21 protein-coding genes are annotated in these 21,816 nt (G+C 67.1%); 8 read left to right on the top strand and 13 right to left on the bottom strand.

The genetic code is table 11. The features are described 5' to 3' along the window. Positions 1-3: 3 nt before the first annotated feature. From MF607_RS15695 to pobA, 6 genes are read right to left on the bottom strand one after another with little or no spacing between them, the layout of a single operon-like run. The gene (locus MF607_RS15695) at positions 4-1,146 is read right to left on the bottom strand and encodes a lyase family protein (protein WP_242120481.1); all 1,143 of its coding nucleotides are present in this window, start codon (positions 1,144-1,146) and stop codon (positions 4-6) included. After that, positions 1,143-1,808: a protocatechuate 3,4-dioxygenase subunit alpha gene (pcaG, locus tag MF607_RS15700; protein ID WP_242120483.1), complete on the bottom strand. Its 666-nt coding sequence runs from the start codon at positions 1,806-1,808 to the stop codon at positions 1,143-1,145. Before pcaG ends, MF607_RS15695 begins: the two co-directional genes overlap by 4 nt. After that, positions 1,798-2,499 (bottom strand): protocatechuate 3,4-dioxygenase subunit beta, encoded by a 702-nt coding sequence (gene pcaH / locus MF607_RS15705; RefSeq protein WP_242120485.1) that lies wholly within the window; start codon positions 2,497-2,499, stop codon positions 1,798-1,800. Before pcaH ends, pcaG begins: the two co-directional genes overlap by 11 nt. Further along, positions 2,496-3,125, bottom strand: coding sequence for a 3-oxoacid CoA-transferase subunit B (locus MF607_RS15710; protein ID WP_242120731.1), 630 nt, complete (start codon positions 3,123-3,125; stop codon positions 2,496-2,498). The genes pcaH and MF607_RS15710 overlap by 4 nt, the downstream gene beginning before the upstream one ends. Continuing rightward, complete coding sequence (locus MF607_RS15715; RefSeq protein WP_242120487.1) at positions 3,125-3,835, bottom strand: CoA transferase subunit A; 711 nt, start codon at positions 3,833-3,835, stop codon at positions 3,125-3,127. The genes MF607_RS15710 and MF607_RS15715 overlap by 1 nt, the downstream gene beginning before the upstream one ends. Continuing rightward, a complete protein-coding gene (gene pobA / locus MF607_RS15720) occupies positions 3,832-5,019 on the bottom strand; it encodes a 4-hydroxybenzoate 3-monooxygenase (RefSeq protein ID WP_242120489.1) in 1,188 nt (395 codons plus the stop codon). Before pobA ends, MF607_RS15715 begins: the two co-directional genes overlap by 4 nt. A gap of 124 nt (positions 5,020-5,143) precedes the next feature. Here pobA and MF607_RS15725 point away from each other — a divergent pair, with 124 nt between their 5' ends. Next, positions 5,144-6,025, top strand: coding sequence for a helix-turn-helix domain-containing protein (locus MF607_RS15725; RefSeq protein ID WP_242120490.1), 882 nt, complete (start codon positions 5,144-5,146; stop codon positions 6,023-6,025). A gap of 81 nt (positions 6,026-6,106) precedes the next feature. After that, positions 6,107-6,559 carry a MarR family winged helix-turn-helix transcriptional regulator gene (locus tag MF607_RS15730; RefSeq protein ID WP_242120492.1) on the top strand — a complete coding sequence of 151 codons (453 nt, stop codon included), beginning with the start codon at positions 6,107-6,109 and terminating at the stop codon, positions 6,557-6,559. 274 nt (positions 6,560-6,833) lie between these two features. Here MF607_RS15730 and MF607_RS15735 read toward each other — a convergent pair whose 3' ends face one another. Genes MF607_RS15735 through MF607_RS15745 form a run of 3 tightly spaced genes read right to left on the bottom strand, consistent with a single transcriptional unit; the run spans position 6,834 to position 9,426 of the window. Beyond that, positions 6,834-7,142, bottom strand: coding sequence for a 2Fe-2S iron-sulfur cluster-binding protein (locus MF607_RS15735; RefSeq protein ID WP_242120733.1), 309 nt, complete (start codon positions 7,140-7,142; stop codon positions 6,834-6,836). Continuing rightward, entirely contained in the window at positions 7,142-8,365 is a 1,224-nt protein-coding gene (locus MF607_RS15740) for an NAD(P)/FAD-dependent oxidoreductase (protein ID WP_242120735.1), read from the bottom strand. Before MF607_RS15740 ends, MF607_RS15735 begins: the two co-directional genes overlap by 1 nt. Positions 8,366-8,367: 2 nt before the next feature. Then, positions 8,368-9,426: an aromatic ring-hydroxylating oxygenase subunit alpha gene (locus MF607_RS15745; protein WP_242120494.1), complete on the bottom strand. Its 1,059-nt coding sequence runs from the start codon at positions 9,424-9,426 to the stop codon at positions 8,368-8,370. 196 nt (positions 9,427-9,622) lie between these two features. Between MF607_RS15745 and MF607_RS15750 the strand changes: the two genes are divergently transcribed. From MF607_RS15750 to MF607_RS15760, 3 genes are all read left to right on the top strand, one after another. Further along, positions 9,623-10,621, top strand: coding sequence for an alpha/beta hydrolase (locus MF607_RS15750; protein WP_242120496.1), 999 nt, complete (start codon positions 9,623-9,625; stop codon positions 10,619-10,621). 76 nt (positions 10,622-10,697) lie between these two features. Beyond that, positions 10,698-11,237: a DUF3237 family protein gene (locus tag MF607_RS15755; RefSeq protein WP_242120498.1), complete on the top strand. Its 540-nt coding sequence runs from the start codon at positions 10,698-10,700 to the stop codon at positions 11,235-11,237. Then, positions 11,234-12,985 carry a tannase/feruloyl esterase family alpha/beta hydrolase gene (locus MF607_RS15760; RefSeq protein ID WP_242120500.1) on the top strand — a complete coding sequence of 584 codons (1,752 nt, stop codon included), beginning with the start codon at positions 11,234-11,236 and terminating at the stop codon, positions 12,983-12,985. The genes MF607_RS15755 and MF607_RS15760 overlap by 4 nt, the downstream gene beginning before the upstream one ends. Before the next feature lie 684 nt (positions 12,986-13,669). Here MF607_RS15760 and MF607_RS15765 read toward each other — a convergent pair. The 3 genes from MF607_RS15765 to MF607_RS15770 all read right to left on the bottom strand — a co-directional run bounded on the left by MF607_RS15765 (position 13,670) and on the right by MF607_RS15770 (position 17,697). After that, the gene (locus MF607_RS15765; RefSeq protein WP_242120502.1) at positions 13,670-15,706 is read right to left on the bottom strand and encodes a M10 family metallopeptidase C-terminal domain-containing protein; all 2,037 of its coding nucleotides are present in this window, start codon (positions 15,704-15,706) and stop codon (positions 13,670-13,672) included. 638 nt (positions 15,707-16,344) lie between these two features. Further along, a complete protein-coding gene (locus tag MF607_RS22945; RefSeq protein ID WP_347340891.1) occupies positions 16,345-16,533 on the bottom strand; it encodes a hypothetical protein in 189 nt (62 codons plus the stop codon). Between the two features lie 30 nt (positions 16,534-16,563). Continuing rightward, complete coding sequence (locus tag MF607_RS15770; protein WP_347340892.1) at positions 16,564-17,697, bottom strand: methyl-accepting chemotaxis protein; 1,134 nt, start codon at positions 17,695-17,697, stop codon at positions 16,564-16,566. 440 nt (positions 17,698-18,137) lie between these two features. Between MF607_RS15770 and MF607_RS15775 the strand changes: the two genes are divergently transcribed. The 3 genes from MF607_RS15775 (at position 18,138) to MF607_RS15785 (ending at position 20,657) form a co-directional block, all read left to right on the top strand. Next, a complete protein-coding gene (locus MF607_RS15775; protein ID WP_242120504.1) occupies positions 18,138-18,410 on the top strand; it encodes a DUF1488 family protein in 273 nt (90 codons plus the stop codon). Positions 18,411-18,706: 296 nt separating this feature from the next. Continuing rightward, positions 18,707-19,243 (top strand): GAF domain-containing protein, encoded by a 537-nt coding sequence (locus tag MF607_RS15780; protein ID WP_242120506.1) that lies wholly within the window; start codon positions 18,707-18,709, stop codon positions 19,241-19,243. Between the two features lie 88 nt (positions 19,244-19,331). Next, entirely contained in the window at positions 19,332-20,657 is a 1,326-nt protein-coding gene (locus tag MF607_RS15785; protein WP_242120509.1) for a Gfo/Idh/MocA family protein, read from the top strand. Between the two features lie 89 nt (positions 20,658-20,746). On the opposite strand, the gene MF607_RS15790 is transcribed toward MF607_RS15785, so the two are convergent. Further along, positions 20,747-21,742: a ligase-associated DNA damage response exonuclease gene (locus tag MF607_RS15790; RefSeq protein WP_242120512.1), complete on the bottom strand. Its 996-nt coding sequence runs from the start codon at positions 21,740-21,742 to the stop codon at positions 20,747-20,749. Between the last annotated feature and the right edge of the window lie 74 nt (positions 21,743-21,816).

Below are 21,816 nucleotides of genomic sequence, written 5' to 3' on the forward strand. Positions count from 1 at the left end.
GCGTCAGTCCTCCAATCCATCGAGCAGTTCGGCAAGGATCGCCGCGCTTTCGCCGATATCGTCGCCGACCCCGGCGGCCGCGAGGTTGCGCGCGATGGCATCCGCGTCGATTTCTAGCCCCTCCGCGACGACCGCCAGCACGGCGGCGCTGCCGCTGGCGAGCAGGAACAGATCGGCAAGCACCGGGCCCTCCGCCTGCCAGCCGCCGAGACCGCGCTCCAGTTCATGCGGCAATCCACCGAGCAGCGATGCGACGAGGCCCGGCGCGCGCGTCGCCGCCGATAGTGCGACCTGACAACCGGTGGGATTGCGCTTGTGCGCCATGGCCGACGATCCGCCGCGCCCGGCGATCAACGGCTCGCGCGCCTCGCCTAACCCGTTCTGCGCCAGCAAGCTAACGTCGCGCGCAAACTTGCCGAGTGCGCCGATCAGGATGCCGAGCGCCACGCCGATCGCGGCGATACCGGTCCGCCGGGCATGCCATGGCGCCGAGCGCCCCAGTCCGAGCGCGTCGGCGAGGTGCGCGGCGACCGCCACGCCCTTGCCATCCATCCCCGCGCGCGTGCCCGCCGCGCCGCCCAGTTGCATGACCGCATGGGCGGCGACCGCCGTATCGAGCATCGCCAGCGCATCGCCAATCCCCCGCGCGGCGTGGGCCAGCCGCAGGCCGAAGGCGAGCGGCATCGCGTCCTGCAACAGCGTGCGCCCGATCGCCCGCCGCTCGGCATGCGCCCGCGCGTGCATCGCCAGCGCATCGACGACGCGCCGGGCGTCGACGACCAACAGGCGATGCGCCTCCCGCGCCTGCAGCATCAGCACCGTGTCGGCGACATCCTGACTGGTCGCACCCCGGTGCAGCGCCTGCCCCGCCTCGCCGCCGACCATCGCCCGCAACCGCGCGACCAAAGGGATCGCCAGCGTACCGGCGAGCGCCGCTTCCTCCGCCAATGCGGCGGGGTCGATCCGCGCCGGGTCGACGCCTGCTGAGATCGCGTCGGCAAGGTCGGGCGCGATCACGCCGCACGCCGCCTGCGCCCGTGCCAGCGCGACCTCGAAGGCGCAGCCATGCGCGATCGTCGCTGCATCGTCGAACACCGCGATCATGTCGTCCGTCGCGGCGGGCCGGATGCGCAACAGGTCGCTCACAGGTCGAAGAACACGGTTTCCCGCTCTCCCTGCAACGCGATGTCGAGCGTCCAGACGCCGTCGCCCGATGCGGTCGCGATCAGCGTCGCGCGGCGTTCCACCGGAACCGCCGACAGGACCGGGTCGGCTTCGTTGCCCGCCTGCCCATCGAAATACAGCCGCGTCGCCAACCGTTTGATGAGGCCGCGTCCGAAAACCGACAGCGCGACATGCGGCGCATGACCGGCTCCGATGGCGCCGGGTAATATCGTACGGAACCGGTAACTACCATCCTCGGCGGTCGCCGCCCGGCCGAAGCCGACGAAATGTGGGTCGCTGCCCGGCTCGCCCGCATAACGACCGGCGGCATCGGCCTGCCAGATCTCGATCATCGCATCGGGAACGGGTGCGCCCTGCCCGTCCAGCACCCGGCCGGTCAGTTCGATCACCGCTCCCACGGGCGTGCCGGTCGGCGACGACTGGTTCAGTACATAATGCGCCTCGGGAAACAGTTCGGGGCGCGCGCCCATGTCGGATTGCCCGACCAGATCGGCGCCGCCCTTCCATGGCAGGCCGTAATGGAAGAACGGGCCGACGGTCTGGCTGGGCGTCTGCCCGAACAGCGCCGGGTCCTGATTGTCGACGCGCGGTTCCGGGCGTCGGTCGGCGACGTCAATGGTCATGGTCGTCCTCCTCGAACGGCGTCTGCTCGCGCCCTTTCAACACCACGTCGAAGCGATAGCCGAGCGCCCAATTCGGCTCGGTCACGTCCATGTCGAACCGCGCCACCATGCGCTGCCGGTAGGGCATCGGTACCGCATTCGCGATCGGGTCGATCTCGATCAGCGGATCGTCGGGGAAATAGAGCTGCGTCACCAGCCGCGTCGCGAAAGCGGGTCCCAGCAGCGACAGATGGATATGCGCCGGCCGCCACGCATTGCGGTGGTTACCCCAGGGATAGGCCCCCGGGCGGACCGTGACGAAGCGATAGCGTCCCTCGGCATCGGTCACGACGCGTCCTGCGCCGGTGAAGTTCGGATCGTGTGGCGCGTCCCACTGGTCCTTGCCATGGATATAGCGTCCGGCGGCATTGGCCTGCCAGATTTCCATGACCGTGTCGGGCACTGCGCGACCATCTTCGTCGAGCACACGGCCGGTGACGATGATCCGCTGCCCCTGTGGCACGCCGCCATGCTGGGTCGTCAGATCGGCGAGCGACGGCCCCATCAGCCGGTCCCAACCCGCCGGGCCGGTCGTCTCGGTCCGGGTCTGCGGCACGCGCAACGGCGGCTGCAGCGGCGCACGGGTGCGGGTCGATCCGTAATCGGGGAATAGCGACGGGGGCGCGCCGGCATCTTCGCGGGCGTAGCTCATGCCGCCAGCTCCGCGCCGGTCTTCGCCCGCACTTCGTCGGCGGTGACGCCGGGCGCGCATTCGATCAGCCGCAGCCCGGGCTTGTCGCAGGCGATGACGGCAAGGTCGGTGATGATCAGGTCGACGCACGCCTTGCCGGTCAACGGCAGCGTGCAGGCGGGCAGGATCTTCGGATCGCCATGCTTCGACACATGGTCCATCACCACGACCACCCGGCGTACCCCGGCGACGAGGTCCATCGCCCCGCCCATGCCCTTCACCATCTTGCCCGGAATCGTCCAGTTGGCGAGGTCGCCATTCGCCGCGACTTCCATCGCGCCGAGGATCGCCATGTCGATATGGCCGCCCCGGATCATCGCGAAGCTGTCGGCGCTGGAAAAGAAGCTGGAGGTCGGCAGCGCGGTAATCGTCTGCTTGCCGGCGTTGATAAGGTCGGGGTCCGCTTCGCCCGCATAGGGGAACGGCCCGATGCCGAGCATGCCGTTTTCCGACTGGAGCGTGACCTCAATCCCTTCCGGCACGTAATTGGCGACCAGGGTCGGGATGCCAATGCCGAGATTGACGTAGAAACCGTCCTGCAATTCGCGTGCGGCACGCGCCGCCATTTCGTCGCGGGTCCAGGCCATCATCCATTCTCCCGGCTGCGGGTCGTCAGCTTCTCGATCCGCTTCTCGTTGATCGTGCTTTTGACGATGCGATCGACATAGATGCCGGGCGTGTGGATGCAGTCGGGGTCGAAGCTGCCTTCGGGTACGATCTCCTCGACCTCCGCCACCGTGACCTTGCCCGCCGTCGCCATATTAGGATTGAAGTTGCGCGCGGTCTTGCGGAACATCAGATTACCGGCCGGATCGGCCTTCCACGCCTTCACGATCGACAGGTCGGCGCGCAGCCATGTCTCGCGAACATATTCCTCGCCCTCGAACGTCTCGACCGGCTTGCCCTCGGCCACCACGGTGCCGACGCCGGTCCTGGTGTAGAAGGCGGGTATGCCCGCGCCACCCGCCCGGATACGTTCGGCGAGCGTCCCCTGCGGGTTGAGTTCCAGCTCCAGCTCGCCCGACAGATATTGCTGTTCGAACAGCTTGTTCTCGCCGACATAGCTGGAGATCATCTTCGCGACCTGCCGGCTTTCCAGCAGCATCCACAGGCCGAAGCCATCGGCCCCGGCGTTGTTCGAGATGACGGTCAGCCGCTTCACGCCGCTCGCCCGGATCTCGGGAATCAGGCTCTCGGGATTGCCCGACAGCCCGAACCCGCCCGACATGATCGTCATCCCGTCGAACAACAAACCATCCAGCGCCGCTGATGGGCTGTCGTAGATCTTGCGCTTCATACCGCCTCCAACGGTAGGCCGACATAATTCTCGGCCAGGGTAAGTTGCGCGGCCGGCGAGCCGCGCAGATAATCGAGTTCCGCCATCTGGATGCGTCGGTCGAAGCCATCCATCGTCGGAAAACGGTGGGTGACCGAGGTGAACCACCACGAAAACCGCTCCGCCTTCCACACCCGCGCCAGCGCCCGCGCCGAATAGCCGTCGATGCCGGCGTCGCTGTGATCGCGATAATGTTCGGTCAGCGCCTCGCCCAGCATCGTCACGTCGGACACGGCGAGGTTCATCCCCTTGGCACCGGTCGGTGGCACGATATGCGCGGCGTCGCCGGCAAGGAACAGCCGCCCCCAGCGCATCGGCTCGGCGACGAACGAGCGTAGCGGGGCGATCGACTTTTCGAACGACGGCCCCCGGGTGACCTTCGCTGCCGTCTCCGGCCCCAGCCGCACGCAGAGTTCGTCCCAGAAGCGGTCGTCGGACCAGTCGGCGATATCGTCGTCGAGACCGCACTGGATATAATAGCGGCTGCGCGTCGCCGATCGCATCGAAGCGAGCGCGAAGCCGCGTTCGTGATTGGCGTAGACCAGTTCATGCTCGGCAGGCGGTACGTCGGCCAGCACGCCCAGCCAGCCGAACGGATAGACGCGTTCGAACGTCCGCAACACATCAGCCGGGATCGCCGCACGGCTGACCCCATGATAGCCGTCGCACCCGACCACGAAATCACAGTCGAGCCACTGCGCCCCCGCAGCGTCGCGCCACGTCACCACCGGTCGGGCGCCGTCGAGGTCGGACAGCGTCACCTCTGCCGCATTCCACCGAATGTCGATCCCGCGCGCCTCGCCGGCGTCGAACAGGTCGCGCATCACTTCCTGCTGGCCATAGACGGTGACGGTCGCGCCCCCGGTCAGCGCCGCCATGTCGATGCGGAACATCCGCCCGTCGAGCGACACGTTGGTCCCGCCATGGATCAACCCCTCGCGCTCCAGCCGGCCAGCGATGCCGAGCCGCTGCATCAAGTCGACGGTGCCCTGTTCGAGCACCCCGGCGCGTACCCGCCCCTCGACATACGCCCGGTCGCGACGTTCGAGGACGGTCGCGGCGATGCCTTCGGCGCGAAGCAGATGCGCGAGGAACATGCCCGCCGGCCCTGCGCCAATGATCGCCACCTGCGTGCGGTGCCGCATCCGTCCTCTCCCATGGGCGTATCCGCCCCTTCGCCGCCGATGGTGCCGCCCCGCCCACGCCATGGCGATGGACGCCCTAACCGAAAAATTGGACGATCCGCTCGACAATGGATAGGCTCGGGCGATGGCTGCCGCTTCGATCCCGCGCTTTTATCTCTACGGTGAGCCGCATCGATCGGTCGAGGAAAGCTTCGTCCATGCCGAACGGCTCGACGACCGGTCGCGGCCGAGTGAATGGACGATCCTGCCGCACGCCCATGCCGATCTGGTGCAGGCGTTCGTGCTCGATCGGGGGGGCGGCACGATGCGCGCGGAGGACGCCCGGTTCGACGTCGCGGCACCGGCGCTGCTGTTGATACCGGCGGGGATCGTCCATGGCTTTTCATGGGACCCGGCATCGGTCGGGTCGGTGGTCACGCTGTCGGTCCGTCACCTTGCACTGCTCGACGGTCGGTATCCGGGACTGTCGGGCGTGTTCGCACGGGTACAGGTCGTGCCGCTCGGCAGCGACGCGCTGGCCGCGTTACACGGGGCGGCCGGGATGCTGATGCGCGAACTGGGCTGGTCGGCACCCGGACACCGCGCCGCCGTCGATGCCGCGCTGCTGACCTTCCTGGTCGAGGCGCGACGCGCTGCCGGCCCTGTTCCGGGCGAAGCGCAGCCGCCACCCGGCCAGCATGGCGCATTGGTGGCGCGGTATCGCGCGCGGATCGACGAACGCTTCCGCCTGCGCGAGCCGATCGCGGTCCATGCCGCAGCGCTTGGCACCAGCGAAAGCCGTCTCCGCGTCGCCTGCACCCGGATCGCCGGCATGTCGCCCGCCGCGATGCTCGACGAACGGGCGATGCTCGATGCCAAACGTGCCCTGCTCTACACCCATTTATCGGTGGCAGAGGTCGGCTATAATGCCGGCTTTGCCGATCCGGCTTACTTCACGCGCTTCTTCACCCGCCATGCCGGCGTTTCGCCGCGCCGTTTCCGTCTTGCGGGAAGCGAACCGCGATAGGTGCGGGTCATTCCGGGCCGCCAGCGCGACCGCATGCGATTCCGGTTTGACGCGGCCGGTGGAACATGGCTTCGCCCGCGCATGAGCGAAGCCACGCCCCATATCCGGACCCTCGGCCAGCTGGTCGGCTATCGGCTCCGCCGTGCCTCGGCCGTGTTCGCGACCGATTTCGCGATCACGCTGGAGGGGACCGGCATCCGCCAGATCCCGATGGGCATCCTGTCGGTGGTGGCGGACAATCCGGGGATCAACCAGGGGACCATCGGGCGGCTGCTCGGCATCAAGCGCGCCAATATGGTGCCACTCATCAACGAACTGATCGAAAGCGGCCTGATCGTGCGCGAGAACGATCCGGCCGACCGCCGCGCCTTCACGCTGGCGATGTCGCCCGCCGGATCGGCGATGCTCGACGACTGTATCCGCCGGATCGAGGCGCATGAGGAACGGCTGCTTGCCAGCTTCTCAAAGGCGGAGAAGGCGATGCTGCTCGACCTGCTGGAGCGGATCGAGCAGCGGGCGGTCGTTGCCGATTAAGGTCGGTCAGGATCAGCGCCTCGAGCGCGACGAGCCCCTGCCCGACCGGATGGACGATCACCGGATCGAGGTCGATCTCGCGGATCGTCGGCGTACCGGCAAGGATGCGGCCGCCCTCGCGGCATTGGTCGCCGCGAGCATGCCGCCGATGCCGAGGCCGGTAAGAACGCGCCACAGACATAGCTGCGCAATCCCCCCATCATCGCGCCGAGACAGGCGAGGAGGGTCCGGGGATCGGGCGTCGCGGCTGCGGCATCGGCGGTCATGGCGTCGCTCAGTCCTCCGGAGCAATGGTGACGCGCAGGCCGTCCAGCGACGGAAGTTGACACGACAGCCGCGAGCACGCGGTGCGATGCTCGGATATGTCGAGCAGATCGTCCTCGTCGACACTCATTGGCGGCAGGCTATCCAACTGCGGTTGATCGACAAAGACGTGGCAGGTCGCGCACGAGCAACAGCCGCCGCACGATGCCAACATCTCGTCGATGCCGGCGTCGCGGATCGCGCGCATGACGCTGGCGTCGGGATCGGCGGCGATGCTGCGGGTTTCGCCGCTGCGGGTGGTGACGGTCAGGGTCGGCATCATGCCAGTTCCTTCAGAGGAGTAGCCGCATCGGCCAGCGCATCGCGTGGTGGAATGGCGCCACGTTCGACCAGCTTGCGGCCTTGCACATAGTCCTTGGTCGCGTTGACGCAGTCGAGGGCGATCACCCGGCCGGCGCGCAGATAGACGATCGAGAAGGACCGCGCCGCCCGGTCGCCACGCACGACCAGATCGTCATGGCCGATCGACAGGCCGACCGTCTGCAGGCGCAAATCATATTGGTTCGACCAGAACCATGGCAGCGCGGCATAGGGTGGCGCGGTGCCGTCGGTCAGGAGCGTGGCGACGGTCGCCGCCTGATCGTTGGCATTCTGCACGCTTTCGACACGCAAGCGCGCGCCATCGGCATAAGCGCTGGGGTGGGCGGCGCAATCGCCGATCGCAAAGATTTCAGGGAGCGAGGTGCGGCATCGGTCGTCGACATCGACGCCGTTGCCGCCGGCGGCCCCCGCCGCCAGCAGCGGCTCGACCGCGGGCACGATGCCGATGCCGACGATCACCATGTCGCAGGCAAAAGTCTCGCCATCGGCGGTGCGCACCGACAGGCCGCGATCGGCCGGTTCGATACAATCGACGGTGACGTTCAGGCGCAGATCGACCCCGGCGGCGCGATGCTCGGACGCGTAGAAGGCGGACAGCGGCGCACCGGCGACGCGGGCGAGCAGCCGGTCCTGCGCCTCTAGCAACGTCACCTGCTTGCCGGCCTTGATCAGGACCGCCGCCGCCTCCAGCCCGATATAGCCGCCGCCGATGATGCAGACGCGGCGGACCGTGTCCAGTTCGGCCATGATCGCATCGGCATCGGCGCGGGTGCGCACGGCATGGACGCCGGGCAGGTCGTGGCCGCTGCAGGTCAGCCGGCGCGGCGCGCCGCCGGTCGCCCAGATCAGCACGCCATAGCCGATCGTCGCGCCATCGGCCGTTTCGACCCGGTGCGCGTCGGCTTCGACGCGGACCACGCGCCGTCTGAGCAGCAGATCGACCTGCCGTTCGGTCCAGAAGGCAAGCGGGCGGATCAGGATGCGCTCGAACGGCTTGTCGCGGGCGAGATACTCCTTCGACAGCGGCGGGCGTTCATAGGGCGGGTCGGGTTCGTCGCCGACGATGGCGATGGTCCCGGCGAAGTTGCGCTGGCGCAGCGCGATCGCCGCCTGTGCGCCGCCATGCCCGCCGCCGACGATCAGCACGTCATAGTGCGGCAGCGTCACGCGGTCGCGGCCCGTTCACGGGCGATGGCACGGTCGATCATCAGGCGCGAGCGGACCCCGCCAGCATCGATGTTGAGTTCCAGCAGCTTGCGGTCGGGATAGCGCGAAAGATTGTCCTGTTGCCGCTCCAGCATCTCCAGATCCTCCGAAAAGATCGTGCGCTGCCCTTCGCGGATCGTGTCGGTCAGCGCGGCATCGTCGACCGCGAATTGCCGCGCCATGCCCCAGAAATACCAGTGCGAGGTCTCGGTCTCGGGCGTGATGAAATCGACGACGATGCTCGATGCCTTCTTGAACGGATCGGCATGATAGCCGCCCTGCCCGGCCAGCGCGACGCCGACCTCGATCATCACATGGCTGGGCAGCGAGAACCGGCAGACCTGCCAGCGATCGACCGGCGCATCCTCGGGCAGGCCGGCACCGCGCAGCGCCATCCGCCAGAAGGGCGGCGCGGAGATGTTTTCCATGTGGCGGCTGGTAACGACCTCAACGCCGGTCGCCTCGGTCTTCACCGGGGCTTCGTCGATCTCCTTCTGGCCGATGCTGCCGGCATGGACATAGGTTTCGTGGGTCAGGTCCATCAGATTGTCGATCATCAGCCGGTAATCGCAGCCGATATGGAACAGCCCGCCGCCATAGGCCCAGTCGGGGCTTTCGGCCCAGGGCAGCGGGTGCAGCCTGTCCGCCGACGCGCGTTCGGGATCGCCGGGCCAGACCCAGACGAAGCCATAACGTTCGATGACCGGAAAGGCGCGGGCCGGGGGAAACCTGCCGACCTGCTGCCCCGGCATGTTGTCTGCGCGGCCGCGGCAATCGACGGCAAGGCCGTGATAGCCGCATACCAGCGTCTCGCCGCGCACGAAGCCGAGCGAGAGCGGCGCGCCGCGATGCGGGCAGAAATCCTCCAGCGCGACGACGCCGCCGCTTGCCGGGCGGAAGAACACCATGCGCGCTCCGGTGATCTGGCGGGCGAGCGGTGTGTCGCCGATCTCGTCCGCGCTTGCCGCGACATACCATGCATCGAGCGGCCAGCTGGCCTGCGTTGCTGTCGTCATCACACTCTCCTGCCGATCAGCGTAGATTCATGCCGAGCCGGACGCCATAGGCAGGTCGGGGGATCGACCACCTTGTTCGTCCGGGAGGATTTCATGCGCCGAAACCGGCTTGGCGAAGCGCTTCACCGCCGCCAAGATCGCCGCGCTTCGCCGTGCGTTCGGCGCAGACGCATGAATTTTCGACAGGAATTGCCCGATGACCGTCCGTTCCTTTTCCCGTCGCGCCGCGTCGCTGGTCGCGCTGGCGGTGCTGTCGCCGAGCGCATCGGCGCAGACGCCACCGGCACCCGTGGCTGAACGCCCCGCCCCGCCCGCGGCATGGACGTCGGCGCCGTTCGTGCCGTTATGGACCGGCACGCCGCCGGGCGGCGGGTTCAAGGCGGGCGCGGTGCCGGCGAACGATCCCGCGACGTTCCTGCGCAATGTGGATCGGCCGGGGTTGCGGATGTTCAAGCCCGTGCGGGCGAACGGGGCGTCGGTGCTGGTGATTCCGGGCGGCGCCTATACCTTTCTGTCGATCGGCAATGAGGGCGTCGACATCGCCGGGCGGCTGACCGCGCTCGGCTATACCGTCCATGTCCTGACCTATCGCCTGCCGGGCGAGGGCTGGGCCAATCGCGCCGATGTGCCGTTGCAGGATGCGCAGCGCGCGGTGCGCATGGTCCGCGCCGCCGCGACCCGCGACGGGCTGGACCCGCACAAGGTCGCGGTGGTCGGTTTTTCGGCGGGCGGGCATCTGGCGGCGACGCTGGAGACCGATTTCGCCCAGGCCGTCTACCCTCCGCGCGATGCGACCGACCGGATCGACGCGCGACCCGATGCCGCCGCGCTGATCTATCCGGTGATCGCCGCCGCGCCGCCCTTTACCCATGCGCAATCGGCCGAAAAGCTGCTGGGTCCGAACCCCGATGCGGCGGCGGTCGCGCGGCGATCCCCGGCGCAGCACGTCACCGGAGCGACGCCGCCGACCTTCCTGCTGCACGCGATGGACGATGGCGCGGTGGTGCCCGACAACAGCCTGTTGATGCTGGCGGCGCTGCGCACGGCCGGACGCCCGGTCGAGGCGCATTTCCTGACCGAAGGCGGCCACGGCTTCGGTGTCGGCACGCCCACGATGCCCGCCGGCCATTGGGTCGAGATGTTCGACCGGTGGCTGCAACGCACCTTCGCCAAGGCAACACCACCGGCGGAGTGATTTGCCGGCTTGCAATCATCAGCCATTTAGACATGCATCATAGCAATCCGGCGATGACCGGTTGGAGGGATGCAGCATGGCCGACACGATGCGGGTTTCGGAAGCCGACCGGTGGACCCGGCGCGGTTTGCTCGGCGCGTCGGCGGTACTGGCCGGGGCGGCGTCGCTGCCGGGATCGGCACAGGCGGCACCTGAGCGGCTGACCAGCATCGGCCTGACCTTTGCCTATGAAGCGATCGTGACGCTGGGCAAGACCGAGGAGGTCGGCGCGACGCCGCTGGGCAAACGCATTCGCATCCCGATCACCGGCGGCCGGTTCAGCGGCCCGCGCATTTCCGGCACGATCCTTCCCGAGGGGATGGACTGGCAGCTGGTTCGCGCCGACGGGACGACGGTGCTGGAGGCGAGCTATCTGATGCGCGAGCGCGACGGGACGCTGATCCATATCCGCAATCGCGGGCTGATACGCGGCAACTATATCCGTACGACGCCGGAATTCGAAGCGCCGCTGGGCAAGCATCAATGGCTGAACGAGGCGATCTTCCTCGGCACGGTCGGGGCGGCCGACCCGGCGGACGGGGCGGCGGTGCGCATCACCGTCTATCAGGTGGCATGACGATGGAGGCGAAGGCGATGCGACGGACGATCACGCTGGGCGCGATACTGGCCGGATCGGCGCTGGCCGGTTGCGCCACGCCGACGACGCCCGCTGCAACGACGACGCTGGCCAAGGCGCAGGGCTGTGCCGCGCTGCTGAACGCGGGCGGATGGAGCGACCCGACGCTGCGCATCCTGACCGCCGAGGAACGCGCCGCCGGGCTGACGATCGACGTCGGACCGGGCGCGAAGACTCCGCCCCTGCCAGCCCATTGCGAGGTGACCGGGGTGCTGCACGAACGCACCGGGCAGGACGGACAGCGTTATGCGATCCGGTTCCGGATGCGGTTGCCCGATGCGTGGAACCGGCGGTTCGTGTTCCAGGGCGGCGGCGGGACCAATGGCGATATCGGCAACGCGATCGGCCCCGCGACCGGCGGCGCGGTCGCGCTGGCGCAGGGCTATGCCGTCATCAGCCAGGATTCGGGGCATTCGAACGCGACCAATGCCGATCCGGCGCGCGGCGGCGCGGTATCGTTCGGGTTCGATGCGCAGGCGCGGGCGGATTATGGCCATGCGTCGCTGAAGGCCAGCTACGACACGGCGCGCGCGATCCTGCGCCGCTATTATCATGGCGATCCGGCGCACAGCTATTTCGCCGGCTGTTCGAAGGGCGGGCAGGAAGGCATGGCGTTCGCCCAGCGCTATCCCGAAGCATTCGACGGCATCCTCGCCGCCGCGCCCGGCTTCGCGCTGCCCAAGGCGGCGATCGCCGAGGCATGGGATACGCAGACCTATGCCGCGCTGGTGCGCGCGCCGGGCGAGAGCAGCGTGCCGATCGCGCGGCTGGTGCAGGCGTTTTCGGACGGCGACCTGTCGCTGGCGCGCGGCGCGGTGCTGGCGGCGTGCGATGCGAAGGACGGGCTGGCCGACGGGCTGGTCGGCAATTTCGCGCAGTGCGGAACGGCCGAGGTGGTGCGCGAACTGCGCGCGCGGCAATGCAGCGGGCAGAAGCAGCAAAGCTGCCTTGCCCCCGGTCAGATCGATGCGCTGGTCAAGGGGTTCGGCGGACCGCGCGACAGCCGGGGCAACGCCCTTTATGCCAGCTTCCCATGGGATGCGGGGCTCAACGACAATGGCTGGCGGATCTGGAAACTGGGTCTGGCGACCCCCGCCATTCCGGCGATCAATGCGGCAATGGGCGCACCGGCGCTGGCGACGATCTTCTCGACGCCGCCGCGTGCCTTGGGGCCGACGCCGCAGGCGGGGATGGACTATCAGCTCGGCTATGATTTCGATCGCGATCCGGCGGCGATCCACGCGACCGCGCCCGGCTTTCCGCGCTCGGCATGGGACGATATCGCCGCGCGGTCGAGCGACCTGGCGCGGTTCCGGGCGCGCGGCGGGCGGATGATCGTGCCGCATGGCGTGTCGGACCCGGTCTTCTCGATCAACGACACCATCGCGTGGTGGAACGATGTCGACCGGCGCGTCAACGGGGGCGCGGCATCGTTCGTGCGCGTGTTTCCGGTGCCCGGCATGGCGCATTGCGCGGGCGGGCCGGCGACCGACCAATTCGACGGCTTCGCCGCGCTGGTCCGCTGGGTCGAAGCGGGCAGCGCCCCGGACCGGATCGAGGCGACGGCGGGAGCGACGACGCCATGGCCCGGCCGGACCCGCCCGCTCTGCCCCTATCCGCTGGTCGCCCGGCCGATCGCCGGGGCGGGCGATACCGAGCGGGCGGCAGCGTTCGAATGCAGGGCGTAGAACGCGATGACCGAGCCAAACCCGTTCGTCCTGAACCGGCATTGAGTCTGTCGCGTCGGTATCACCCTTCAGCGGCTGATCCAGTTGACCGGAACCGTCGCCCCCGCGGAGGCTAGGGCCTCGTGCGGCTTTTGTCTCGTGCCATCACCAGGAGATCCCAGCCTGTGCCGGGAGGACGTCTGGTTCGATTGCGATGGATCACACCAGAGTCTGATGACAATAAGTAGAACCGTTCATGCCGAGTAGGGGCTGAGCGAAGTCGAAGACCCGTATCGAAGCACCTGTGGCACGGGTCCTTCGCTACGCCATTTCGACAGGCTCAATGGCTACTCAGGACGAACGGATTGGCCTCATGTCATTATGTTCTAGAGCGGTTTCCGACCGATCTGCACCGTCACGACGGAGCCGATTTTTTGTTTGTGGCTAGGAGCGAGGAAGGAGCGGGGCATGGCCGCAGTGACTGACGAGGGACGCCGCCACAGACGAAAATCGGCCCGCCCCGAAGGGGTTGCGTCAGGAAGGCCGCCGGACGTCCTTGCGACGCTTGCAGGGGCAGACCAGCCCCTGCTTCGCGCCGCTCCTCGCCGGCAACCTTCCTGACGCAATCGTGATGGCGCAGATCGGTCGGAAACCGCTCTAGTGACAGCGTAACTCCGGCCCGCGCGTGGCGGCCCGGAGCACAGGTCAGGCGAGGTCGTAATCGGCGAGCTTGGTGGCGAAGCCCGCCGTGCCGGCCGTCTTCGACAAGCTGTAGAGATAATAGTCGACGCCGTCCTCGCTATACGAACCGTTATAGTAGAGCGTGGTGATCGTCTTGCCGGCTTCGTTCTTCATCGCGACCGAGGCGCCGTTGCCAAGGTCGAGGACCTTGTTGCGGCCGAAGAGGATGACATTGTCATTGTCGCCGTCGGTGATCTTGCGGGTGGTGACCAGCAGGTCGCCGCTGCCGAAGTCGAGGATCGAGTCGCGCGACGCGCCGATATCGCTGCCGAAGAAGAAGACGTCGGAGCCGCCCTTGCCGCCGATCAGCGTGTCCGCGCCGGCACCGCCGTCGAGCCAGTCGTCGCCCGCGCCGCCCTCCAGCCGGTCGTTACCCGCGCCGCCCTGCAACAGATCCTTGCCGGCATTGCCGATCAGGGTGTTGGCGACCGCGTTGCCGTACAGCTTGTCGTTGCCCGATCCGCCGCGCGCATTTTCGATGACGACGCCATTGGCGATGGTGAAGCCGCCATAGATGCCCTCGGCATAGGACACACGCCCGCCGCCACCGGTTTCGTAGCGCAGCGTCGCCGCGCGCAGATCGATCAGCGCGTCGCGCGCGCCGTCATAGACGATCTGGTCGGTGCCCCCGGCATCCCAGATCGACGAATAATAGGTGCCCGCGGCGTTGACGTCCTTGAGCGTATAGGTGTCGTTGCCGGTCGCGGTATCTTCGTTGACGCCGTATTTGTCCTGGATCGCGGCGATGTCGAACGCCATCAACCCGCCCAGATAGCCATAGCCCGCGTCGGTCGGCGCGTTGCCATAGGGCGAATCCTGCCAGCCATCCTCGTACGACATCATCGTGAAGACGCCTTGGTTCAGCGAGAAATCGCCGGTCGTATAGTCGGCGACCCCCGCCCCTTCGGACTGGACGCCGCGCATCACGCCCGAATGGCCGCCATTGTCGTGCGGATGGGCAAGACCATGGCCATGGCCGAATTCGTGGATCAGCGTGACGAAGGAGAAGCCGCCCTGCGCCAGATTCTTCGCATTCCAGCGATTGTCGCCGGAGTTGAACAGCGCGGTGCCCTCGTCCTTCTCCTGCGGCGGGCTCATCGATCCCAGCAGCGAGACACCCGGTCCGGGCGTGCCCTGATAGGTGAAATATTCGAAATCGGCCTCTTCGCGGTTCTGCGTCTCGACATAGACGACGTCGGCGACCTTCTCGAACTCCTTCAGCGCGGTCCAAATCGCCTTGAGCTCGAAATCCTTGGCGCCGACCGCGACCGTCGCGGGCGGCAGGCTGGGCGAGGTCGGGTCTTCGGTGACATAGAGGTCGCCGGCCTTGGCGAAATAGATAGTGACGACGTTCTTACCGGTGATGCCGGTACCCTTGGCATCCGCGGTCTCCTGCGGATTGCCGGTGATATGGCCGGTTTCCTTGCCATCGGGGTTGCGGACGGTGCCGTCGACCTGCGTGCCCCAGTCGATCGCATAGAGCGGGTTGTCGGTGCTGTAATAAGGGACGTAGCGCGGCTGTCCGGTCACGTCGCTCACCGACACCGAATAGTCGCCGATCAGGTCGCCGGTGGTGCCGTCGGCAGGCGTGTTGTCATAGGCGCGGGCGTTGACGAAATAGGTCCCGCTTTTGGTCGGGGTATAGGTCAGGATCGCGTCGAACCCGCTGTTGACGGTGTTGATCGTCGTGCTGGCCCCGCCATCGGCAGCGGTAATAATGTTGCCCGACGCATCATAGAGTTCGAGATAGCTGTCGGCGAGCGGCACGCCGGTCGGGCCACCGGCCTTGGCGAACATGCCGATTTCGTAGGTCTTTCCGGCGACCAGCTGCACCTTGAAGAAGTCCTGGTCGCCGATCGTGCCGAGCGTCGATACGGTCGCAGGTGCCCCCACGGTCAACGTCGCGGTGGTCGAGGTATCGTCGGCGATATCGGGTTCGAGCACCAGCAGTGCCGACGTCAACGTCGTGGCGCCGTCGGCAAGATATTCACGATGATGCATGCGTCAAATCCCCATCGACTACGGGAGGGCATGACGGGCCGGCATCGCGTCTTCGCAAGATCGGGCGACGAATGGGCGATGCGGGGTCAGGGCACTCCCAAGATGAATGCTCGAAAGCAAGGCTTTGGTCGTTCCGGCCGCGAGGTTCGTGGCCGATGGGGAATGGTTAAGGCGAAATTTGCGGTAATGCAAAGAACGGAACCGTACGGTGCCGCCGGTGTTCGGGCGGGTCAGCCTTTGCCATGAATATCAGTGACTAAGCTGGCGAACAGGCCATTTACGCGGACTTATTCGCGGTTTTATTACTATTATATTGTTCGGTAATGGTGCCGCCAACGCGACGTAGCGTTTTCGCGATACGATGAACGGTCGGCGACAATCGCGAAAGCTGCTGGAAGATCGCTGCCCGTCATCGTGACAGGAGACTTTCTTATCCAGATAGTTGGCGGCGTCGTGCCGATGCCCGACGCATCATGCCGCTCGATTGGCCGGCTATGCCAGCGGCCCCGCTCCTCGCCATCGACAGCCGAGAGGGCGCCGTGACGATTACTCGGCCTTTTGTGAGGACGACCGCAGATTTATCCTTTTCCGGTTGCCGGTTGACCGGTCGGTACGGCGCTTAATCCCGGCAATTCGGATCAGGCGGCGCGGTCGCTGCGGAAGTCGCCATGGACCACGACCCCGGCGGTCCGGCCGGGCCCGGCGCGACCGGCGTCCCGCGGCAGGATGAAGCGGCCGACCTGTCCGGCAAGCTGATCGGCATGATCGGCGAGCGTCCGCGCGGCGGCGGTCGCCTGTTCGACCATCGCCGCGTTGCGCTGGGTCACGGCGTCCATCTCGCATACGGCGGTGTTGACCTATTGCAGCCCGATCGACTGATGTTCGGACGATTCGGCGATGCGGTGGACCAGCGCGCTGACCTCGCCGATGCGATCGACGATCCGCCGCAGCGCGTTGCCGGTCTCGTTGACCAGCGCGACGCCGGTGCCGACCTGCTCGCTCGACGCGGTGATGCGGAGCTTTACGTCGTGCGCCGCATCGGCGGAACGCTGCGCCAGCGCGCGGACTTCGCTGGCGACGACCGCGAACCCCTTGCCCGCATCGCCGGCCCGCGCCGCCTCCACGCCGGCATTGAGTGCCAGCAGGTTGGTCTGGAAGGCGATGCCGTCGATCACGCTGATAATGTCGCTGATCTCGTTCGAGGCGCGTTCGATCGACCCCATCGCATCGACGGCGCGGTCGACCACGGCGCCGGACTGGTTCGCCTCCTCGCGTGCCTGGTCGACGACCAGCTTGGCCTGCGCCGCGCCACTGGCGGTCTGGCGGACGGTGCTGGTGATCTGGTCCATCGCCGCCGCCGTCTCCTCAAGGCTCGCCGCCTGCTGCTCGGTCCGTTGCGACAGCGCGTCGGAAGCGCGGCTGATGTCGAGCGCGCCCTCGTTGATGCTGTCGCTGGCGGACGCGACCGCCTGCAACGCGTCGGCGACGGCGCCCATCGCCCGGTTATAGTCGTGCCGCAGCTGCTCGGTCTCATCGGGAAACGCGGTGTCGATGCGGTGGCTCAGATCATTGCGGGCGAGACGGGTCAGTCCCGCGCCAAGCGACGCGACCACCTGCTGCTGCATACCCGACGCCGAGGCGAGGCGGACGCCATTGTCGCGGAACGTCGCCATCGCCCGCGCCATCCGGCCGACACAGTCGCGATAGTCGGAAAACGCGATCGGCGCATCGAACTCGCCCGCCGCCAGCGCCTCCATGCGCACGACCGTCGTGACATAGGGGTCGCAGATCAGTTTGCGCGCGACCAGCGAGACCAGCACGATCGACACCACGCTCGCCACCGCCGCCGCGACATAGGGCATCGCCGAACCGGCGGCGGACGGCGACAGCAACGCCACCGCGAGCGGAAGCGACGCCAGCGATCCGTTCAGGATCGCAAGCGCCACGAACTTGACCCGGATGGGCGCGTCGGCCTTGAACCAGCGAACCACGGGATACTTCTCCTGAACGACGTAGTGGCCGGCACCGTGTGCGCCATTCGCGAAGGAAGCATTAATGCGATATGCCTGCGAAACCGCCGATCCCGGTGATTAACGAGACCTTTGGGAACGTCCTCCGCCTGTCCCGGAACCCTTCCGTACCTCGTGCAGTCGGGGAGTACGGAGCCAAGCAAAACAAAGCTTTGCGGGTGTGGGCCTGGGTCCCCGCCTTCGCGGGGATATGATGAAGCGGACTGTCGCAGAGGTCCCGCAATCACCCGGAAAGGCGCTGGTTCGGCCTGTTTCCGGAATATCAGACTTTGGTATGAGCGTACGCTGCGGACGATGTTTCGCGATCGGTCGCCACGGAATGCTGCCGTCGAATGGAACCGGACAGGGCGTTGCCGCGCTTATCGCGGCCGGCAGATCGTGCCGACAGCGGGAGCACGACCATGGCCGATACCGGATTGATGATCGACGCGACGACGTTCAGCGACAATCCGTCGGCGTATCAGGTCGAGTTCGCCGGGACGGTCGATGGCGAACGGCAGGAGTTCGCGGTCCGGTACAGCGCGCTCGAAGCGATGGCCGGCCGGCCGGTGGCCGACGAGGCGCTGGCCGTCGCGCAGGCGCAACGCGACCGGCTGGCCGATGCCGCCGGCAAGGCGCTGACACGCGGACAGGCTGCGCCGCTGGTGACGATCGGCGAAGCGGACCTGCTGTAACCCGCGGATCGGGGCGAAGCGGCCGCGTTTAATACCCATTGCGCCGCACCATCGGCTTGTCGTTTTCCTGCTTCAGTCGACGGTTCCCAATATGAACCACGCATTAATGATGTGATCGTTGCCTCTACTTGTAAATATCGATTTTACTTTGCTTTCTGCTTCTACAATCGATGCCATTGCCGGTCGCTTTACTGTTTGTTAACCAGTCTTCACACATCTTAAGCATTGGTCGACAGCACCGGTTCCTGTCCGGTCGACGTACCGTGTATTTTGTATCAGGCAGAGGCAGAAAGCGAATGGGATATCATCCTTCGGCGCTCGGTAGCTTCCGGGATTGGCCGCATGCCGGCATCAACAAGCTGTATCGCGACGGCGACCGCGCCGTGCGCGATCTGGCCATCGATCGCAGCGGCGTATTGGGGCGGGTGCGCGACCCCGAACTGGCGACGATCGTCGGCTTCACCGCAGCGGAGTACAAGACGGCGATGGCCGGCCTGTCGATCGTCACCGGTCGGCGGCAGATCCTGCTCGGCGCGATCGGGACCGATGTCTATGAAACGTCGCTGGAAGACTCGTTCTGCTCCGTCGCAGTCCAGCGCCCCGACGAACCGCTGATCGTGCCCGACGCCACGCGCGACCCGCGCTTCGCCACCTTCCGCACGGTGACCGGCCAGCCATTCGTGCGCTTTTATGCCGGGGTTCCGGTGCTCGATCGCAACGGCTTCGCATTGGGCGCGCTGTGCATCGCCGACCGGACGCCGCGCCACGAGGCGTTCGACCCGACCATGTTGCTGATCCGGGCGCGCGAGATCGAACGACTGCTCCGTTCGTAGAACCAGAGGACCCGACGATGCCTTACCGGGTTGCGACGCGGTCGTTTCCCGGTACGATCCCGACGATAACATGTTGGGAGAGATGGCAATGACCGCGCGCTTCGACCGCCGTACCCTGTTGGCCGGCGGCATCGCCGCCTCCACCGCCGGCGTCCTGCCAATGGGCGATGCCTTCGCCCAGCGGCGCCGGACCGCGGCCAATGACAAGCTTCAGGTCGGCCTGATCGGCTGCAAGGGCATGGGCTGGTCCAATCTGAGCGCGATGCTGAAGGGATCGGACGTGGTCCCGGTCGCGCTGTGCGACGTCGATGCACGGGTGCTGGCCGAGCGCGGGGCGGAGCTGAAGAAGGCGACGGGGCGTGCGCCGCGGCTGTACGACGATTATCGCCGGATGCTCGACGACCGGTCGGTCGACGCGGTCATCATCGCCACCCCCGATCATTGGCACGCGCTGCAACTGACCGATGCGATGTCGGCGGGCAAGGACGCCTATTGCGAAAAGCCGCTGGGCAATTCGATCGCCGAATGCCGGGCGATGGTCGCCGCCAAGCAACGCCACAACCGCGTGGTACAGGTCGGCCAGTGGCAGCGCAGCAACCAGCATTGGGCCGACGCCATCGCCCTCGTCCATGGCGGCGGCATCGGCCGGGTGCGCAAGGTCAAGGCATGGGCCTATATGGGATGGATGAAGCGGGTCGCGCCGCAACCCGATCAGGCGGTACCGGCGGGCGTCGATTACGACCGCTGGCTGGGGCCGGCGCCGGCGCGCGCCTTCAACCCCAACCGCTTTCACTTCAGCTGGCGCTGGTATTGGGACTATGCCGGCGGGCTGATGACCGACTGGGGCGTCCATCTGATGGACATCGCGCTGCTGGGGATGAAGGCGTCGGTGCCGAAATCGGTTTCGTCACTCGGCGGTGCCTATGGCTATCCGGATTCGGCGATGGAGACGCCCGATACCCAGACCGCGATCTTCGATTTCGGCGACTATTCGGTCGAATGGGAACATGCCGTCGGCATCAGCCATGGCCCCTATGGCGGACGCGACCATGGCGTGGCGTTCGTCGGCGAAACGGGAACGCTGGTCGTCGATCGCGGCCAATGGCAGGTGTTTCCGGAGATCAGCGACGGCAAGCCGCTGACGCGCGAGGTGCCGGTGACCAAGTCAAGCGACAACGGGATCGAGCGCCATACCGCCGACTTCGTCGCCTGCGTCAAGGATCGCACGCGCACCCCCGCCTGCCCGATCGAGTCCGCCGCCAATACCGCGATCGTGTGCCAGATGGGCAATATCGGCTGGAAGACCGGACGGAAGGTGCATTGGGATGCGGCGGCGGGACAATTCGCCGGCGATGCCGATGCCAATGCGCTCATCACTCCGCGGTATCGCGCGCCCTATCGCCTGCCCGCCTGACGGCGGCGCGGGCGTCGGCCGCAAGTCAGACTCTGATCGAGTTGCGTGGAAGCGGGACCGGCCCTGATCCGGCTTTGCCGGATCAGACGCTAATCGTCCTCGTCCTCGAACCCGACCAGATCGAGCGCGCGCGCCTTGATCTGGCGGGTCATGCACCAATGGACCAGAGCGTCCTCGCGGCCGTGCGTGACCCAGACTTCCTTCGGCGCGATCTCGGTCAGGGTTTGGGTCAGTTCGTCCCAGTCGGCATGGTCGGACAGGATCAGCGGCAGTTCGACGCCGCGCTGGCGGGCGCGCTGGCGGACGCGCATCCAGCCGCTGGCCATCGCGGTGATCGGATCGGGCAGCCGCCGCGACCAGCGGTCGCCGAGCGCCGAGGGCGGCGCGACGATGATCCGGCCCTGCAACTCCGCCTTGGTCGCGCCCGCCACGGGTCGTAACTCGCCCAGGTCGACGCCCAGATCGACATAGAGGTCGCACAAACGCTGCATCGCGCCGTGCAGGTAGATCGGATCGTCGAAGCCCATCGCCCGCGCCTCGGCGATCACCCGCTGCGCCTTGCCCAACGCATAGGCGCCGACCAGCACGCAGCGTTCGGGTTCGGTGCGCAGCGCCGCGAGCAGCTTGTCGATCTCGTCGCGCGTCTCAGGGTGGCGGAAGACGGGCAGGCCGAACGTCGCCTCGGTCACGAACACGTCGCACGGCACCGGCTGGAACGGAACGCAGGTCGGGTCGGCACGGCGCTTGTAATCGCCCGATACCACCACCCGCTCGCCGGCATGGTCGAGCACGATCTGCGCCGATCCCAGCACATGGCCAGCGGGGACGAAGGAGATGTCGACCTCGCCCATGCGGATGCTTTCGCCATAGGCGACCGCCACGCCGTTCTGCGGGCCGTAGCGCGTGTCCATGATCGCCAGCGTCTCGGGCGTGGCCCATACCGTGTGGTGCCCGCCGCGCGCGTGATCGGCATGGCCGTGCGTCACCAGTGCGCGTTCGACCGGTTCGGACGGGTCGATCCACATGTCGATCGCCGGAATATGGATGCCGGTCGGGTGCGGCGTGATCCAGCGAGCAAGGGCCATAGTTCGACAGATGGGGCGCATGGTCGACCCTGCCAAGGTCATCGAACCGACATATCAAGGTGATAGGCGCACAA

It is taken from the genome of Sphingomonas lacusdianchii (assembly GCF_022664395.1).
Classification (GTDB): domain Bacteria; phylum Pseudomonadota; class Alphaproteobacteria; order Sphingomonadales; family Sphingomonadaceae; genus Sphingomonas; species Sphingomonas lacusdianchii.